Below are 18,026 nucleotides of genomic sequence, written 5' to 3'. Positions count from 1 at the left end.
GGAGCAGTGGAATCCCAGCGGGGGAACCAGTGGCGCGACTGTACCCGGCGGTATGCGACGGCGACAATCTTCCTGAGGTTTTGGCCAATCAGTAAACGGGCATTCGAGCGTCTTTCGGTGGGGTGCAGACCTAGCTTTGGCTCTATGTTCGAAACACGTTCGAGCGCCGGTCGACCGTTTTGTCGCTGTCGTCTATGTAAAGGGCCGTCGAGCATGAGGGTCTTGGGGCGGAGATACGTGGGTGCTGTGACCGTTCCGGGGGCAGTGGGGAGCCGTCGTGCGTGCCGTGGTGCCGAAGGGTCAGGCGACTGAGGCAGTCCCGGCACTCCCAGCACTTCCGGCACTTCCATCCCTTTCGACACGGGAACCATCGGGCTCCAACGCCCTTCGGATGCCTGCCGCAACGGCCGGGTGGACCGGGAGAGCGAGATGGCCGACGCCGCTGATCTGCACATTCGTGGCCGAGAGGTCGGGGTGGTCCAGGCGCGCTGTTTCCACCGGGGCCATCAACTGGTCGAGATCGCTCCAGAAGCTGATGAAACGCGTACGACACCCGGGCGCGGGCCGTCCCAGTTCCTCGATCACCGAGGAGCCGGGGCGCATCTGACGCACGATGGGGTGCGCGCTGGCGAGCGGGATGACCGTGGTCCCTGAGTGCGGGGTGCCCAGGGTGACCAGGGTGCGGACGCGGAGATCACCGCCGAGGCACTGCGTGTAGTAGCGGGCGATCAGTCCGCCGAGGCTATGGCCGACGATGTCGACCCTGGACTGACCGGTGCGCTCGCAGATCTCCTCGATGTGCCGGCCCAACAGATCGGCGGCGGCGCGGATGTCGCAGGTCAGCAGGGAGTAGTTCAGGCACTCCAGATGGTGCCAGCCGTGTCGGGCCAGGGACCGCCGCAACAGGACGAAGACCGATCGGTTGTCGGCGAAACCGTGCAGCATGACGACGGGAGGGTGCTCCTGTGCGTCGCCGCGCTGGGGCAGCGGGGTTGCCGGGGGCCGTTCCGGCTGAGTGCGTGAACTGTTCCGGGGCTTGCGGGGTGCCCGCTCGGGCGCCGGCAGCGAGGCCCGGTTGGCCGTGCGGCTCTGGCCGCTGCGAGGGGCCTGCTTCTGCCGTCCACTCTGGCGCGGGCGCGGTGCCGTGCTGCCGTTGCGAGGCCCCGGGTGGTCGAGGCGCCGGGCTCTCGACCCCTGCTTGGCGTCGTTCGGTTCCGTGCCGGCCCCCGGATCCGACTTTGCGCCTTCCGGTCGGGCGTGGCGTCGCGTCGATCGCTCGTCTTCTGCGTCGGGAGACTCGCCGTCAGGCGTGGTCGGCGGCGTTTGGGGACAAGGGATGCCGGTGCGTTCCGGGGCGAAACCGGACGGGTAGAGCAGTGCGTGCCCGGCGAGGATGGCCAGCTCAAGGGCGGTCGCGCGGAGCACCGTGGTGGGGATGCGGAGGTCGCGCAGGGAACGCAGCTGCTGGGCCGTGCGCAGGCTGACCGCATGCAGGTCCCAGCCGTTCATGCCCGGATTCAGTGACAGGCACTGGGGCAGCGGGGCCAGGCCGAGGCTCAAGCTGAGGGGGAAGAAGGGTAGGACCTGCATGGGCCGACCTCCGTATGACATCCCGAAGGACGACATCGTCACTCGGGATGCCCTCAGTGGGGCCTCCTCAGAGGCTCTCGCGAGCGCCGATGGTGTCGGCGCCGGCGAGCGCTGTGCTGAACCTCCGTGCCGTGCGGCTGACGGCAGGGCCATTCAGCGCTGAAGCGGCTCCCTCGCGCCGGCCTCGCCGTGGCTTGTCCGCCTGGGGCAGCGGGTACGACGCATAGCGAACATGTCCCAGTGTGTGATTTCCCCCTCCCTGTTCACCGCGAAACGGGCAGCTGCGGGATGCTGGAGATAACGTTCGTTCACTTGCGGCGGAGTCGGCTATGTGGAGGCAGCGATGGGTGTGACGGGTCCGATCCGCGTGGTGGTGGCCAAGCCGGGGCTCGACGGCCATGATCGCGGGGCCAAGGTGATCGCGCGGGCCCTGCGCGACGCGGGCATGGAAGTCATCTACACGGGCCTGCACCAGACGCCCGAACAGATCGTGGACACGGCGATTCAGGAGGACGCGGACGCGATTGGACTCTCCATCCTCTCCGGCGCTCACAACACTCTCTTCGCCAAGGTGATCGAGCTGTTGAAGGAGCGGGAGGCGGAGGACATCAAGGTCTTCGGGGGCGGGATCATTCCGGACGCCGACATCCCACCGCTGAAAGAGCTCGGCGTGGCCGAGATCTTTACACCCGGCGCCACGACGACGTCCATCGTCGACTGGGTGAGGGCGAACGTCAGGGAGCCCGCCGGGACCTGAACGGGGCGCTCGTACGGCAGCACTCTTGGGTACGCGGTCACCGGCCGGCCTCATGGGCGAGCCGGGTGAAGGGTGCTGAAGAGGCCGATTTTCAGTCGTTCGGCCCAAAGGGGGCGCTGGCTTGGAGTGGGGACGGCTACTGAGGGTGATCCGCTGTAGCCGGATGGGCCGAGGGGGCGGCACTCCCGTGCTCAAGCCACTGTCCGCTCTGATGACCCGAGGTGAGCGTGACCCGAGGTGAGCGGCACCCCACTGGGGTACCGCTCACCTGCTGCGGTGGTCCAGCGCGCCCCGACGTGAGGCGCCGCGACGAGGCGCTTCGAGAGCCGTGGACCGCCCCGGCGCCGCCCCGGTGGAGCGGCCCGTGACGCCCTTCCGGCCCGGACGGTGACCATTACATCCGGAGCGGCGGTGCCATGTGTCGGCCTTCTGGTCCGGACCGGCAGTGCGGTGCGCCGCCCCCTCCCGGCCCGGATCGAAAGACCATCGTGTGGCCCGGATCGCTCAGCGGGGGAGCGTCCCCGCCAACTCTCCCTGCATCGCCTCCCTCAGCCGCAAGGTGGAGACCAACCGTTGGAAAGCCTCCGACCAGTAGCCGCCCGCGCCTGGTGACGCCCCCTCGACTTCGGCCGGAGTGGCTGTCAGCAGATCGAGGCGGCCCGCCTCGACCGGGGCGAGACAGCGCTCGGCCAGCCCCATCACCCCGCTGAAGCTCCAGGGATAGCTCCCCGCTTCCCGGGCGATGTCGAGTGCATCCACCACCGAGTGGCCCAAGGGCTCCGACCAAGGCACTGCGCACACACCCAGCAGTTGGAACGCCTCCGACAGGCCATGCGCCGCAATGAACTGCGCCACCCAGAAAGCCCGTTCCGCCTCGGGCAGAGTGGACAGGAGCTTGGCCCGCTCGGCCAGGGAAGACGTGCCCTGTCCCGACTCCGGCGGCACACCCGGTGGCCCGAGCAGCGCACGCGACCACTCGGCATTCCGCTGTCGCACCGCAGCCCTGCACCAGGCCGCGTGGAGCTCCTCCCCCCAACCGTCGGCGACGGGCAGGGCCACGATCTCCCGAGCCGAAAGACCGCCGAACTCCTTCGACCAAGTGGACAGCGGAGCGGACTCCACCAATTGCCCCAGCCACCAGGAACGCGCGCCGCGGCCGGTCGGCGGAGTGGATGCAACGCCGTCCCGCTGCATCTGCGCATCGCACTCCCGTGGGGCGGCCACCGCGATGGACGGTCCCGCCGACGGCCCCCCAGCCACGGGCGCCGGTCCCACACAGGCCCGTGCCCGCTCCGCCATGCGCCCGGCGAGCGCGGAGAACGGCAGCGCCGACAGAAGCTCGGCAGCCGTGGCCCGCACATTGCGGCTCCGGTCGGCGAGCGCCTGCTCCAAGAAGGGCTCGTCCGCCGGGGACAGTCCCGCCCGAAGTGAGTCGAGGAACATCAAACGGTCCTCGGCCCGCTCCGTGGACCAGGTCCCGACGAGCAGCGCCAACGCCCGGCCCGCATCCCGGGCGCGCACCGCCGTCAGCAGGGTCACCCGCTCCGCGAACAGCCCCTCGCCCCAGAGCCTTTCCACGACGTCCGCGTCACCCAGGTCCAGCGACAGCGCACCGGTGCCCGACGTCCCCCGCAGGGCGAACTTCCACTCCGGATTGAGCTGCGCCAGCCAAAGACCCCGCGATCCGACGAAGGTGAGCACCAGAGCCCGTAGATCCGTGCGGGCGCGCGCGGCGTCCAGCAGTGCCGGCAGCAGCGGCGGCGGGGCCTGGTAGCCGTGGTCGTTCGCCCTGGCCAACCACTGGGGCAGCAGTTCCGTCAGATCCGGTGCCGCCCCCCGACGGCCGCCGGACGACGGAGCCGCCCGGTCAGCCAACAGTTGTGCGAGTCGACGACGGGCAGCCAACGGCGGCAGTGGTCTGTCGTCGACCGGTGCGGGAGCCGGCCGGGAGGCCGCCGCTGCGGGCACCAGGCCCGCCCTGCTGCGCACGGTGTGCACCGCTGCCGCATCCAAGAGTGCAGCGGTGGCTTCCCGGCCGGGCGACACGACCCCTTCCGGCAGTCGACGACGGTCGGTTCCCAGCAGTGCCGCGGTGACCAGTTCCTCCCAGTGGGGGAGGGGGCGGTCCGCCCGTTCGTCCTCCTTGCTCCTCACCGTCACATCCCTCCCTCTCAGATCAGGACGACCGTCTCGAACGCGTTCCCCGACCAGGCGGCGAGCGGAGTCACCCCGCGGTGCCCACACTCCCCGAACACGGTGATCGGACCCCCACCGGACAGTGCTGCGAGCCTCCACAGTCCCGGCCGGGAGACCGCAGCCGGGGCGATGGGCAGCGCTGATCCACCCTCTGCGTCGGCCAGTTGCCAACCCTCGCCGTCGGGGACGGGAATCACGTCCGTCAGGGTCACCGGCCAGCCGTCGAGCCACGGGTCATCGCTCAACGCCCGCCCGTACGCCTCGACGGCCGAGGCAACAGGACCACCGGGCGGTGCCGAGCCCATCGGGACCGGAATCCCGAACTGCCCGCCGAGATCCGCGCGGAGCTGTCCCGCACCCAGATGGGGTGTCAACTCCGCGTCGATGACGGTCCCCACGGGAAGCGACAGTTGTGGAGCCCGCCCCGCCGCACCGAAAGAAAGAAGCAAGGCCATCTGCTGTGAATCCCTTCCGTACACCCATATACGGCGTGTGGTGATCTTCGCTTCGCTCCTGTCGTACTGAGACAGAACGGACCAGTGATCCCTCACCCCCTGCCCGGAGGCGGATGAGGGGAGGCCGACCTTGGTGCGCACGGTGATGGCCAGCGGCTCCGGGAGCCGCTCGATCCCCAACCACGCCCGGTTCAACAGATGGACCATCGAGCACTCCGCCAGCAGCCGGGCGGGCCAGCCGGGCCCCGAGCCGGGAATCGCCCCCAACTCCCGCACCCGAGAGGCCAGACCAGGCGCCTGGGCATCCACCATGCGCGCCGCGGTCTCCTCCCAGAGGCCGTACCCCGCATGTTCGGCCGTCGCCAGCCCGCCGCGCAGCAGGTCGGTCAGACGCTGCTCCAACTCCATCGCGCCCGACGTGATCCGCTCGGCCCGACGCGCCGCCCGGCGCCTGGCCGCCTCCGGATCCGCGACCTTCCCCGCTTCCGCTCCTTCGCTTCCCTGCTCCGCCCGAATCCGCCGCCCACTCAGCCACTGCTCGGCCCAGTCCGGCTCCGCGCTCGCCCGTACTGCCTCCTCGTCCGCGACCCACAGCAGGAGTAGCCCCAGCGCATGCTTGCAGGGGAACTTCCTGCTCGGACAACTGCACTTGTACGCGGGGCCCGTGATGTCCACGACCGTCTGATAGGGCTTGCTCCCGCTGCCCTTGCACAGACCCCAGATAGCTCCGGCATCGCTCCAACCCGCGCCCGACCACTGGCCCGTCGTCCCGAGCCTGCTCCCCGCTTTCTGTGACGTGGCGTCAGGAGCCAGTGCCAGGACCTGTTCCGATGTCCAGCGAACCCCCGTCTGATTCATGTCCACGACGTTAGCCCCCACCACTGACAATCCGCTCTGACCTGCGCAGACGGGTGATTGTCAGTGGTGTGATGCAGGGTGGGGACCACATCGGATCGTTCGATCTGGAGGGGGACACATGACCACGCCCGAGACCGGTTCGGAAAGCGGCACGGAAGCCGAAGGCGAGGCCATCCGGCCCCATGCGGAGGTCGCCTTCGCACAGGAGTTGAAGGCCCTCGCAGCGGCCGACGACCGCCCGCGTCCCGTCCAATGGCGGCTCTCCCCCTGGGCGGTGGCCACCTATCTGCTGGGCGGCACCCTGCCCGACGGCACCGTGATCTCCCCCAAGTACGTGGGGCCCCGCCGGATCGTGGAGGTCGCCGTCACCACCCTCGCGACCGACCGGGCGCTGCTGCTCCTCGGGGTCCCGGGTACCGCGAAGACCTGGGTGTCCGAGCATCTGGCCGCCGCGGTCAGCGGGGATTCGACCCTGCTCGTGCAGGGCACGGCCGGCACCCCCGAGGAGGCCGTCCGTTACGGGTGGAACTACGCGAGGCTGCTGGCCCACGGCCCGAGCCGGGACGCCCTGGTGCCCAGCCCCGTGATGCGCGCCATGGCCGAGGGGATGACCGCCCGTGTCGAGGAACTGACCCGCATCCCCGCCGATGTGCAGGACACGCTCATCACGATCCTGTCCGAGAAGACCCTGCCGATTCCGGAGCTCGGACAGGAGGTCCAGGCCGTCCGGGGGTTCAACCTCATCGCCACGGCCAATGACCGCGACCGCGGTGTCAACGACCTCTCCAGCGCCCTGCGCCGGCGCTTCAACACCGTGGTGCTGCCCCTGCCGGCGACCACCGAAGCGGAGGTCGACATCGTGTCCCGTCGGGTCGACCAGCTCGGAAGATCGCTCGACCTGCCCGGTGCGCCCGAGGGGCTGGAGGAGATCCGACGGGTGGTCACCGTGTTCAGGGAGCTCCGGGAGGGAGTCTCGGCCGACGGTCGCACCAAGCTCAAGTCCCCCTCGGGAACGCTCTCCACCGCCGAAGCGATCTCCGTGGTGACCGGTGGGCTCGCCCTCGCTGCCCACTTCGGTGACGGGGTGCTGCGTCCTGCGGACATGGCGGCCGGAATCCTCGGTGCCGTGGTGCGTGATCCGGCCGCCGACCGTGTCATCTGGCAGGAGTATCTGGAGGCCGTGGTGCGTGAGCGCGACGGCTGGCAGGACTTCTACCGGGCCTGCCGCGAGGTGAGCGCATGACCGGCCCGCTGCTGCTCGGAGTCCGTCACCACGGACCGGGATCGGCGCGGGCGGTGAGGGCCGCGCTCGACGCCGCCCGTCCGGCTGCGGTCCTGATCGAGGGCCCGCCCGAGGCCAACGACCTCATTGCCCTCGCTGCGGAGGAGGGGATGCGGCCTCCCGTGGCGCTCCTGGCCCACGCGGTGGACGATCCGGGGCGGGCGGCGTTCTGGCCGCTCGCTGAGTTCTCCCCTGAATGGGTCGCGATCCGCTGGGCACTGGCGCGGGGCGTTCCCGTCCGCTTCATCGACCTGCCAGCCGCACATTCGCTGGCGCTCGCGGCGGAAGAGGAGCAGCAGCGGGAATCGGGCGGCGGACCCATGCCGTTCGGCGGGGAGTCGGCGGATGAAGACTCAGGCCGGCCCAGTCAGCCCGAAGCCCTCGTGGACACCCCTGGAACAACGGCCGCTGAGCCGGAATGCGCACCATCAGCAGACCGGGAGGAGGAGGGGGAAGCCGGTCCGGCTTCGCAGGGTGCGCCCGCGAACACCGCACGGGCCGCGGAGGCCGAGGTCCGCATCGACCCGCTCACGGTCCTGGCGGAGACCGCCGGCTATGACGATCCGGAACGCTGGTGGGAAGACGTCGTCGAGCACCGCGGCGCACCAGCAGCCCCGGAATTCGCGCAGGGGGAGCGATCACTGTCCGCGCCTGCGCCTGGCGGATCCCTGTCCGGTGCCCGGGAGGGAAGGGGCAGTGACCCGCTGGCGGCGTTCGAGGTCCTGGGTGAAGCCATGGCCGCGCTGCGCGAGACCTACGGTCACGGCGGACACCATCGGGACCTGGTGCGAGAGGCCCATATGAGGCTCCAGTTGCGGTCCGCGCGCAAGGAGTTCGGCGACGGGGTGGCCGTGGTCTGCGGCGCGTGGCACGTGCCGGCCCTCAGCGAGAGGACCACCCTGGCCGCGGACAGAGCGGTGCTCAAGGGCCTGCCCAAGATCAAGACGGAGATGACCTGGGTGCCCTGGACCCATCGAAGGCTCTCCCGCCACAGCGGATACGGCGCGGGGATCGACTCCCCGGGGTGGTACCAGCACCTCTTCCACACGCACGAGCGTCCCATCGAGCGCTGGCTGGTCAAGGTCGCCGAACTCCTGCGCAAAGAGGACCAGCTCGTCTCATCGGCCCATGTCATCGAGGCCGTGCGGCTCGCGCAGACCTTGGCGGTCCTGCGCGGGAGGCCCCTGGCCGGGCTCGCGGAGACGACCGACGCGATCCGGGCGGTCATGTGCGACGGCTCCGATATACCCCTCCAGTTGATCAAGGACCGGTTGACCGTCGGCGATGTCCTCGGCGCGGTTCCGGACGGCGCCCCTGCCGTTCCGCTCCAACGGGACCTGGCCCGGGCCCAACGCCGACTGAGGCTGAAACCGGAAGCGGCAGAGCGACAGCTGGAGCTCGATCTCCGGTCTGAGGGCGATGCGGCGCGGAGCCGGCTGCTCCACCGGCTGCTGCTGCTCTCCGTGGAGTGGGGCGAGCCGCGCGCCGGACGGGCGAGTACGGGCACCTTTCGGGAGGGTTGGCGACTGCGCTGGGAGCCCGAGTTGTTCGTCCGGGTCGCCGAGGCGGGTGTGTGGGGCACCACTGTCCTGTCCGCCGCCACGGCCAAGGCGGAGCACCGGGCGCTCTCTGCAACCACCCTCCGCGAGATCACGGCACTCGCCGAAGAATGTCTGCTGGCCGAACTGACGGACGCGCTCCCCGTGGTGATGCGTGCACTCGCGGACCGGGCCGCGTTGGACACGGACGTCGGCCACCTCGCCGAGGCGCTGCCCGCCCTCGCCCGCGCCCTGCGGTACGGAGATGTCCGCGCCACCGACACCGCCGCGCTCGGCGAGGTCGCGACCGGCCTCGCCCAACGAATCTGCGTGGGACTGCCTCCCGCCTGTTCGGGACTCGACGGGGACGGCGCCACCGCCATGCGCCTCCACCTCGACGCCGTCCACACGGCTGTGGGACTGCTGCCGACCGCGGATGAACTGGCCGGGCGCTGGCATTCCACGCTGGTGCGACTGGCGTCCCGGGATTCCGTGCCCGGCTTGCTGCGGGGGCGCGCTGCCCGGCTCCTCCTCGACGACGGACAACTCGAAGAGACGGAGGCGGCCCGTCTGATGAGCCTGGCCCTGTCCCGCAGTGCTCCGCCGGCCGAAGCCGCCGCTTGGATCGAGGGGTTCGTCGGCGGAGCATCGGGCGGCGGGCTGCTCCTGGTGCACGACGAACGTCTGAGGGGGCTGGTCGACACCTGGCTGAGCGGAGTGTCCGCGGACGCGTTCACCGATGTCCTTCCGCTGCTGCGTCGTACCTTCGCCGCCTACGAGCCACCCGTTCGCCGGACCTTGGGCGAGTTGGTGCGGCGATCCCCGGCAGATCGGAAGGTACGTGGCCGCGGGGCGCGCGGGCTTGACGCGACCGGTTCCGATGGGTTCGGGGCCGGTATCGACGAGCCGCGGGCCGACGCCGTGCTGCCGCTGTTGCGATTGATCCTCGGGACCGGTGAGAGGGAGTGCGCGACAACGGTGGGCCATGTCGGTGGGGAGCCGACCATGGCGGATCCGTTCACCGCAGAGGCCCCAGCGGCCAGGCCCGAGACCGGAACTGGAATCACTGGAGTCAGCCGAGGAACCAGCACAGGAATCACCAGTGGAACCACGACTGGAGCCGGCGCGAGAAAAAGCGTGGGCACAGGAAGCGGACCAGGCACGAGCGTGCGTACGGGCGCCAGAGAGGTCAGTGTGATCAGAGAGGTCGGTGTGAGATGACGGTGGACGACACGACCGTGGACACGGCGTTGACACGGGCCGATGAACCGTCCGCGTCGACCCCGGCGACCGAGGGGGCCCAGGCGACCGAGGAGTCAGTGGGGTCAGTGGGGGCCGGGCAACTGGCCGGGGCGTCGTACGACGAGCGGCTGCGGCGGTGGCGACTGGTCCTCGGGGGTGAGTCGGCCGATGGCACGGGCTGCTCCCTCGTCGGAGCCGACGCCGCGATGGACGGTGCGCTCACGGCGCTCTACGGCACCCCGGCGGATGGTGGCCGCGCCAAGGACCGGGTCGCCGGTCTCGGTTCTTCCACGCCCTCCGTGGCCCGCTGGCTCGGCGACATCCGTACGTACTTCCCCAGCTCCGTGGTCCGGGTCATGCAGCGCGACGCCATCGATCGACTGGACCTCGCGACCCTGTTGCTGGAGCCGGAGATGCTGGAGGCCGTGGAAGCGGATGTCCATCTCGTCGGCACCCTCATCTCCTTGAACAAGGCCATGCCGGAGACGACGAAGGAGACGGCGAGGGCCGTGGTCCGGAAGGTCGTCGACGACCTGGAGAAGCGGCTGGCCGCCCGTACCAGGTCCACCCTCACCGGTGCGCTCGACCGCTCGGCCCGCACCAGTCGCCCCCGGCACCGGGACATCGACTGGGACCGCACCATCCGCAGCAACCTCAAGAACTACCTGCCCGAGTTCACCACGGTCGTGCCGGAGCGGCTGATCGGCTACGGGCGCGCCTCCCAGTCGGTGAAGAAGGAGGTCGTGCTCTGCATCGACCAGTCGGGCTCGATGGCGGCTTCCGTCGTCTACGCCTCCGTGTTCGGGGCCGTGCTCGCCTCCATGCGGGCCATAGCCACCCGTCTGGTGGTCTTCGACACCGCGGTGGTCGATCTCACCGATCAACTCGACGACCCGGTCGACGTCCTGTTCGGTACCCAACTCGGCGGTGGCACGGACATCAACAGGGCCCTTGCGTACTGCCAGTCGCGGATCACCCGGCCGGCCGACACTGTGGTGGTGTTGATCAGCGATCTCTACGAGGGCGGGATTCGGGACGAGATGCTCAAGCGGGTGGCGGCGATGAAGGCGTCCGGGGTGCAGTTCGTGGCACTGCTCGCCCTGTCGGACGAAGGGACGCCCGCGTACGACCGCACTCATGCGGCCGCACTGGCCGAACTCGGGGCGCCAGCCTTCGCTTGCACGCCGGACCTCTTCCCCGACGTCATGGCCGCGGCGATAGAGAAGAGGCCGCTCCCGATACCCGACCGATGACCCCCGTGCCTTGCCGATGACACCCGCACCCGACGGTTGAGCCCCGTGCTCGACCGATGTCATCTGTACGAGTACCGGATCCCCGACCGGTGCGAGGGGCTCGGTCTCGGAGGGGCGGCACGGAGTGTGGAGCTCGATGGGGGCGGGCGGCGACGGAGGCGGGGGAAGGGTGCCGGGCGACGCGAGGGGAGGCCGGAGGAGGGACCTCGGGGAGCGGGTCGCTGCCCCGTCTGCTCGCCATCGGTTCCGTTTCGTCCGTACGGCCTCGTTCGCCACGGAGACGCGAGGTGACACCTCAGGCCCCTCACCCCGGGCGCGACCTGCGTCACAGTGTGCGGGCCCGGCTCATGGCAGCTGATCGATCTTGGTCCAGTCGCCCTTCCGCTACGGATTCCGCAGGCCAGCACGAGTGGACGACGGGCGGCTCCCGGATCACGGCGCCACCGCGACACGGCCCGTCGATCGATCTGTGACTGTTATCACCACTCCTGTGTGAGCTCCAATTTAGGGAGCCACCGTCCACGGGGATAACCTGCGAGACGGACATGCCGCGTGCCCGGACATCGTGTGCGCCTCCCTAGTGACATCGCAGTCACGTTGCCCTTCGCGGCACGCCCACGCAGACAACGAACCGCGATCATCAGAAAAGGGACGGACGCGCGTGGACCTGTTCGAGTACCAGGCGAGGGACCTCTTCGCCAAGCACGGTGTACCGGTGCTGGCCGGTGAAGTCATCGACACGCCTGAGGCGGCGCGCGAGGTGACCGAGCGACTCGGCGGCCGTTCGGTCGTCAAGGCGCAGGTGAAGGTCGGGGGCCGAGGCAAGGCCGGCGGCGTCAAGCTCGCCTCCAGCCCGGATGACGCGGTCGAGAAGGCCGGTCAGATCCTGGGCATGGACATCAAGGGCCACACGGTCCACAAGGTGATGTTGGCGGAGACCGCCCCCGAGATCGCCGAGGAGTACTACGTCTCGTACCTCCTCGACCGCACCAACCGCACCTTCCTCGCCATGGCCTCCGTCGAGGGCGGCATGGACATCGAGGAGGTCGCCGCCACCAAGCCCGAGGCCCTGGCGAAGATCGCGATCGACGCCAACGAGGGCGTCTCCCCGGAGAAGGCCGCCGAGATCGTCGCGGCTGCGAAGTTCCCGGCCGAGGTGGCCGACCAGGTCGCCGACATCCTGGTGACGCTCTGGAAGACCTTCATCGCCGAGGACGCGCTCCTCGTCGAGGTCAACCCGCTGGCCAAGGTCGCCGACGGTCGGGTCATCGCGCTGGACGGCAAGGTCTCCCTCGACGAGAACGCCGACTTCCGCCAGCCCGACCACGAGGCCCTTGAGGACAAGGCCGCGGCCAATCCTCTGGAGGCCGCGGCCAAGGCCAAGAACCTCAACTACGTCAAGCTTGAGGGCGAAGTCGGCATCATCGGCAACGGCGCGGGTCTGGTGATGTCGACCCTCGACGTCGTCGCCTACGCCGGCGAGGGCCACGGCGGCGTCAAGCCCGCCAACTTTCTTGACATCGGCGGCGGCGCCTCCGCCGAGGTGATGGCCAACGGCCTGGAGATCATCCTCGGCGACCCGGACGTCAAGTCCGTGTTCGTCAACGTCTTCGGTGGCATCACCGCCTGTGACGAGGTCGCCAACGGCATCGTCCAGGCCCTGGAGCTGCTGAAGACCAAGGGCGAGGACGTCACCAAGCCGCTGGTCGTGCGCCTCGACGGCAACAACGCGGAGCTGGGTCGCAAGATCCTCTCCGACGCGAACCACCCGCTCGTGCAGCGCGTGGACACCATGGACGGCGCGGCCGACAAGGCTGCCGAGCTCGCCGCGGCTGCGAAGTAAGGGACGAGGGACTCCACAACCATGGCTATCTTCCTCACCAAGGACAGCAAGGTCATCGTCCAGGGCATGACCGGTGCCACGGGCATGAAGCACACCAAGCTCATGCTGGCCGACGGCACCAACATCGTCGGCGGAGTGAACCCCCGCAAGGCCGGTACGACCGTCGACTTCGACGGCACCGAAGTACCCGTCTTCGGCTCGGTGGCCGAGGCGATGAAGGAGACCGGCGCTGACGTCTCGGTCCTCTTCGTGCCCCCGGCCTTCGCCAAGGCCGCGGTCGTCGAGGCCATCGACGCCGAGATCCCGCTGGCCGTCGTCATCACCGAGGGCATCGCGGTCCACGACTCCGCGGCCTTCTGGGCGTACGCCACCAGCAAGGGCAACAAGACCCGGATCATCGGCCCGAACTGTCCCGGCCTGATCACCCCCGGTGCCTCCAACGCCGGCATCATTCCGGGTGACATCACCAAGCCCGGTCGGATCGGCCTGGTCTCCAAGTCCGGCACGCTGACGTACCAGATGATGTACGAGCTGCGGGACATCGGCTTCTCCTCGGCCGTCGGTATCGGTGGTGACCCGGTCATCGGCACCACCCACATCGACGCGCTCGCGGCCTTCGAGGCCGACCCGGAGACGGAGCTGATCGTGATGATCGGCGAGATCGGCGGCGACGCCGAGGAGCGCGCGGCCGACTTCATCAAGGACCACGTCACCAAGCCGGTCGTCGGCTACGTCGCGGGCTTCACCGCCCCCGAGGGCAAGACGATGGGCCACGCCGGCGCCATCGTGTCCGGTTCGTCCGGCACGGCGCAGGCGAAGAAGGAGGCCCTGGAGGCCGCCGGAGTACGGGTCGGCAAGACCCCCACCGAGACGGCCGTGCTGGCTCGGGAGCTGCTCAAGGGCTGATGGCCCGCGAGTGAATGACGTGTGGTGAACACGGGTGTGGGCCCTGCCGGGGAACGACGGCGGGGCCCGCACCCGTTTCCACCCGGCCGTGGGATCGTGTCGCGTCGTGCGTGCGATTGATGCGTCCGAACTGGAGCCGCAGACCGTACGGGCGACCGGACGTCAGCGCGGGCCGATGGCACCCACATGCGGTCGACCCATGATGGTCGACCGCATCACACCCCCGACGTACAAGGCTTGACCTGGGGATCAGCGGGTCTGTGGCACGAGCCGACCCGGGCCGTGCGCCGGGTCGGACAGCAGCCTCTCCCGCAACTCCTTGCTGCGCTCCGACAACTGCGGGGGTCCGGCATGGGCCGGGATGCCCTGGACCTGTTGTCCTGGGGCGATCGCCGGTTGGTACTGGGTGGGCGCGGTCGCTGCTGTCAGCCCGGTGATCCCGATGAGCAGCGTGGTGACGGTCAGAGCGGTTCGCGTCCAGAACCAGACGTGCCGTTCGCTGTTCCTGCGGACCACGACCGCCGGTGCCGGTTGCGGCGCCGGACAGGCGTCCGCCAAGCCGATCAACTGCTCGTGCAGTGCTTCCTCGGAACCGAGTTGCGGCATCCGCACCGCGATGGCCTCCCGTGCGTGGAGCACCCGGTTCGCCGCGGCCGGCGTGCTCGCCTCCGTCTCGGCCGCCATTTCGGGGAGGTCAAGGCGTAGACCGTCGTAGAGCAGGAGCGTACGGCGGTAGGCGGGCGGGAGTTCCAACAGGGCGTCGAGGAGTTCGCGCCACGCGGGGGCGAGCGGTGGGGTGTCCGGGTCACGGTAGCCGGGCCGTAGCCGCTGCCAGGGGGACATCGCGTACTCGTAGGCCGCGGCGCGTACCCAACCGATCGGGTCCCGGTCGGTCGCCACCTCCGGCCAGTGCTGCCACGCGAGGTGGAAGGCCCGCTCCACGGACTCGTGGGCGAGCGTGCTCCGCCCGGTGAGCAGGAACGCCTGTCGTACGAGGTCGGGCGCCGACCGGGTGTACAGGTCGTCGAACGCCTCCGCCGGGGTCAGCCCACAGGTGCTGTCCGGCAGTGAGTCACGCGGTGACCAGTGGGGCCAGGCAGACTCCTGTGGCGCCCCCTCGGCCCCTTCCTCGGCCTCGCCCGTTGCGGCGGGGTGCTCCCCGGAGACAGGGGCGGTGACAGAGGGCGGTACGGGCGGTTCCCCGGGAGGAGCGGGGTGGACGACGGGCAGTGCGGGACTGGCCGGATGCGGGGGCGTCGGTCTGGCGGCGCGCTTCACCGCGGGCACGGGCCGGGTCGTGTCGTGCGGCTGCTTCCCCCGGGCGGGCTTGGGTGCGTGGGCGGCCTGCACCTGGGGTGGTCTCGGGCCGGACGCCTCCCCGACCTGGTCGGCGGTCGGGGCATCCTTCGGACGCGGGCCCTCCGCCGCCAAGTCGTCCGCGTCAGCCAACCCGGTGGTACCGGCGGCCCCCGTGACGGCGCCCTCCGCGCCAGTGTCCGGGACGTCCGGAAGCGGGACCGCAGCGATCTCGTCCGACGGCTTCCGCGTGCTTTCGCCGTCCGACACCGCCGAGTCGGGGCCGGTGGCGGCATCCGGCCCGGACGGCTTCCCCGCCGGCTCCAGCAGTCTCACGTACGCCTCGCGGCGCCGGCCGCGCGGGTCGCTGCGGCCCGACTCCCAGGCCCGCACGGTCGCCTTCGTCACACCGAGCGCGACGGCGACCTCCTGCTCACTCATCGACTTCGCCTCGCGTAGTCTGCGCCGTTCCTTCGGGGATGGCAGCGGCGTCCCGGAAGCGGAATGGGTGGTGCTCTGGGTCATGTGGGGCTCCCCGAAGCGCTGCACTCGGAGTAAAAGTACATAAACGTATCTTGAGCGACACAACGGCCATTCGCCTGTTACATGGATAGAGCGCGTGTCGTTGGGAGCATGGCCCGGTGACCCAGACGACCGATCACGGCACTTTCTCCGCTCCTGCACCCGTTCTCGTACAGGGCAGACGGAAGGCCGCACTGGTGGCTTGCTTCGCTCGGGGTGCCACCACCGCTGGGCTGGGACTCGGTGCGGTCGCCGTGCTGGTGATGGTGCTGTGGATCAGCTCCCCCTACCCCGACAGCGGACCTCAGGGCGCGCTCCACGTGGCCGCCGGCATCTGGCTGCTGGCCCACGGCACCGAACTCATCAGGACCGACACCCTCACCGGGCCGCCCGCGCCGATGGGACTGGTGCCCCTCCTGCTCGTGGTGCTGCCCGTGTGGCTCGTCCACCGCGCGGCCCGTGATGCGCTGCTGCCGGCCAACGGGCGGCCCCGGCCCTCGGCCGGCGGTGCCATCTGTGCGGTGAGCGCCGGATATCTGCTGGTCGGCGCGGCGGCCACGGTCTATGCGGCCCGCGGTCCCCTGATCGCGGACACCCACAGTGCACTGCTGCACCTCCCGCTCGTGACGGTCCTGGCCGCCGCGGCGGGGGCATGGACCGCGAGCGGTCGGCCCGACGGAACCCTCCCGACCTGGCTGCCGACATCGTGGCGGCTCACGCTCGCCCGCACCCGTGTGATCACGGTCCTGCGCGCCGCCGTTGCGGGTGCGCTGGCGCTGTTCGGCGGTGGAGCGCTGTTGGTCGCCGCCGCTCTGGTGTGGCACGCGGACGCCACCCAGGACACCTTCCTCCACCTCGCGTCGGTGTGGTCGGGCCGCCTCGCCGTGCTGCTCCTGGGGCTGGTGCTCGTACCGAACGCCGCGATCTGGGCCGCGGCCTACGGCCTCGGACCGGGTTTCGCCCTCGGTACGGGAGCGACCGCCACGCCCCTCTTCGTCACGGCGGATCCGGCACTGCCCCCCTTCCCGCTCCTCGCCGCGGTCCCCGCGGAGGGACCTGGAACTCCGTGGAACTGGGCCTGCGCAGGGGTGCCGCTGGTCGCGGCGCTGGTGATCGTGTGGTTCGTAGTGACGGCGGCGGCGCCGCGGGGAGCCCCGCGTGAGGCGGTGTGGGGCAATCGCGAGACCGCGCTCACCGCGCTGTGCGCCGCGGTGGGGTGCGGTCTGTCGACGGCGGCGATGGCCGCGGCCTCGGGCGGCTCGTTGGGCACCGGCCGAATGACGCACTTCGGTCCGGTGTGGTGGCAGTCGGGCGGTGCGGCCCTGCTCTGGTCGGCCGTGATCGCGGTCCCCGTATCCGTACTGCTGCGCATGTGGCGGGTACGAGGACGGCAGGATGGGCCGACGGCAGAGGCGTCCGGTCCACAGCCGTCGACGGCCCAGCGGTCGCCGCGGATCGACGCGGCCGGCACCGCTGACACCAGCGCGCCCTATGACTTCCTGCCCACGGAGTCCTGGCAGGAGCGCGACGGCACGGCGGCGCAGTTCACCGTCTCGACGACGAGTTCTGCGGGAGGGGGACCGTCGGCCCTGGTCGTTCCGCCGGCGCCGGTGCAACTCAACGCCGGTGACGTCCCCACCGCGGAATCGGGCGTCGACGGGCCCGAAGACGAACGGCCCGCACCGGAGGGGCCTTCGCCCGTCGACTGGACGAAACGCGCCCCGGAGATCGGTACGGCGTGGACGGCCCCGCGACCGGGTTCAGGGGCGGAACCGGGGTGCACCACACCCGCAGAAGCGCGGTCGGACTCCATCGACGTCCACTCGAAAGAAGCAGTCCCCACGGCGGAACCGACCTCCCCCGGGGAGGCGCCGACCGACTCCGGGGACGAGAGCGGGGCGTCCCACGACGTCGCGGCCGGGCCAGAGATCTCCCCGCGCAAACCCTGGGCCGCGCCTCCCAGCCCCTGGCCGAACAGCCCCTGGCCGAACAGCCCCGGCACGGGCAGTTCCGGCACGGGTAGTCCTGGTACGAGCAGTTCCCGTACGGGCAGTTCCGGACCGGGCGACGAGGCATCCACCGGAGGTCAACGGAAGAGCACCCCGGGCGCTTGCGAGGATCGGCTTTCGGAGAGCGCCCGGACCGTGTCCCAGGATCCCGGGCCGTCAGAGGCTCCGGAGCCCGAGGACGCGGACGGGGCAGCCCCGACGCAGCCCGACTCCCCGTCCGGCTGAGGCGACGATCCCTGTTGGGGGCAGATGCTGCCGGGCACCACACTCGATGTGGCG

The 18,026-nt window shown here is 70.4% G+C and carries 11 protein-coding genes; 7 read left to right on the top strand and 4 right to left on the bottom strand.

Going from position 1 to position 18,026, the window contains the following annotated elements; genetic code table 11:
* Positions 1 to 300 precede the first annotated feature (300 nt).
* Positions 301 to 1,338: an alpha/beta fold hydrolase gene (locus tag ABZ348_RS05835; RefSeq protein WP_358929852.1), complete on the bottom strand. Its 1,038-nt coding sequence runs from the start codon at positions 1,336 to 1,338 to the stop codon at positions 301 to 303.
* Between the two features lie 595 nt (positions 1,339 to 1,933).
* Between ABZ348_RS05835 and ABZ348_RS05830 the strand changes: the two genes are divergently transcribed.
* On the top strand, positions 1,934 to 2,347 hold the full coding sequence (locus tag ABZ348_RS05830) for a cobalamin B12-binding domain-containing protein (protein WP_358929694.1): 414 nt from the start codon (positions 1,934 to 1,936) through the stop codon (positions 2,345 to 2,347).
* A 504-nt stretch (positions 2,348 to 2,851) separates the two neighbouring features.
* Here the strand turns inward: ABZ348_RS05830 and ABZ348_RS05825 are convergent.
* Together ABZ348_RS05825 and ABZ348_RS05820 are read right to left on the bottom strand one after the other, a co-directional pair.
* Positions 2,852 to 4,501 (bottom strand): DUF5691 domain-containing protein, encoded by a 1,650-nt coding sequence (locus tag ABZ348_RS05825; protein ID WP_358929692.1) that lies wholly within the window; start codon positions 4,499 to 4,501, stop codon positions 2,852 to 2,854.
* Between the two features lie 17 nt (positions 4,502 to 4,518).
* Complete coding sequence (locus ABZ348_RS05820; RefSeq protein ID WP_358929690.1) at positions 4,519 to 5,856, bottom strand: SWIM zinc finger family protein; 1,338 nt, start codon at positions 5,854 to 5,856, stop codon at positions 4,519 to 4,521.
* A 118-nt stretch (positions 5,857 to 5,974) separates the two neighbouring features.
* Between ABZ348_RS05820 and ABZ348_RS05815 the strand changes: the two genes are divergently transcribed.
* The 5 genes from ABZ348_RS05815 (at position 5,975) to sucD (ending at position 13,920) form a co-directional block, all read left to right on the top strand.
* Positions 5,975 to 7,099: an AAA family ATPase gene (locus ABZ348_RS05815; protein ID WP_358929688.1), complete on the top strand. Its 1,125-nt coding sequence runs from the start codon at positions 5,975 to 5,977 to the stop codon at positions 7,097 to 7,099.
* Positions 7,096 to 9,897 (top strand): DUF5682 family protein, encoded by a 2,802-nt coding sequence (locus ABZ348_RS05810; protein WP_358929686.1) that lies wholly within the window; start codon positions 7,096 to 7,098, stop codon positions 9,895 to 9,897. Before ABZ348_RS05815 ends, ABZ348_RS05810 begins: the two co-directional genes overlap by 4 nt.
* A complete protein-coding gene (locus tag ABZ348_RS05805; RefSeq protein WP_358929684.1) occupies positions 9,894 to 11,171 on the top strand; it encodes a VWA domain-containing protein in 1,278 nt (425 codons plus the stop codon). Before ABZ348_RS05810 ends, ABZ348_RS05805 begins: the two co-directional genes overlap by 4 nt.
* A gap of 661 nt (positions 11,172 to 11,832) precedes the next feature.
* Positions 11,833 to 13,014: an ADP-forming succinate--CoA ligase subunit beta gene (gene sucC, locus ABZ348_RS05800; protein ID WP_358929682.1), complete on the top strand. Its 1,182-nt coding sequence runs from the start codon at positions 11,833 to 11,835 to the stop codon at positions 13,012 to 13,014.
* Between the two features lie 21 nt (positions 13,015 to 13,035).
* Positions 13,036 to 13,920, top strand: coding sequence for a succinate--CoA ligase subunit alpha (gene sucD / locus ABZ348_RS05795; protein ID WP_358929680.1), 885 nt, complete (start codon positions 13,036 to 13,038; stop codon positions 13,918 to 13,920).
* Between the two features lie 249 nt (positions 13,921 to 14,169).
* Here the strand turns inward: sucD and ABZ348_RS05790 are convergent, their stop codons facing one another.
* On the bottom strand, positions 14,170 to 15,741 hold the full coding sequence (locus tag ABZ348_RS05790; RefSeq protein WP_358929678.1) for a helix-turn-helix domain-containing protein: 1,572 nt from the start codon (positions 15,739 to 15,741) through the stop codon (positions 14,170 to 14,172).
* Positions 15,742 to 15,857: 116 nt separating this feature from the next.
* Between ABZ348_RS05790 and ABZ348_RS05785 the strand changes: the two genes are divergently transcribed.
* Positions 15,858 to 17,972 (top strand): DUF6350 family protein, encoded by a 2,115-nt coding sequence (locus ABZ348_RS05785; protein ID WP_358929676.1) that lies wholly within the window; start codon positions 15,858 to 15,860, stop codon positions 17,970 to 17,972.
* Positions 17,973 to 18,026: the final 54 nt, after the last annotated feature.

The organism is Streptomyces sp. NPDC005963 (assembly GCF_040638655.1).
Taxonomy (GTDB): domain Bacteria; phylum Actinomycetota; class Actinomycetes; order Streptomycetales; family Streptomycetaceae; genus Streptomyces.
This window is presented reverse-complemented; position numbering and strand designations above follow the sequence as displayed.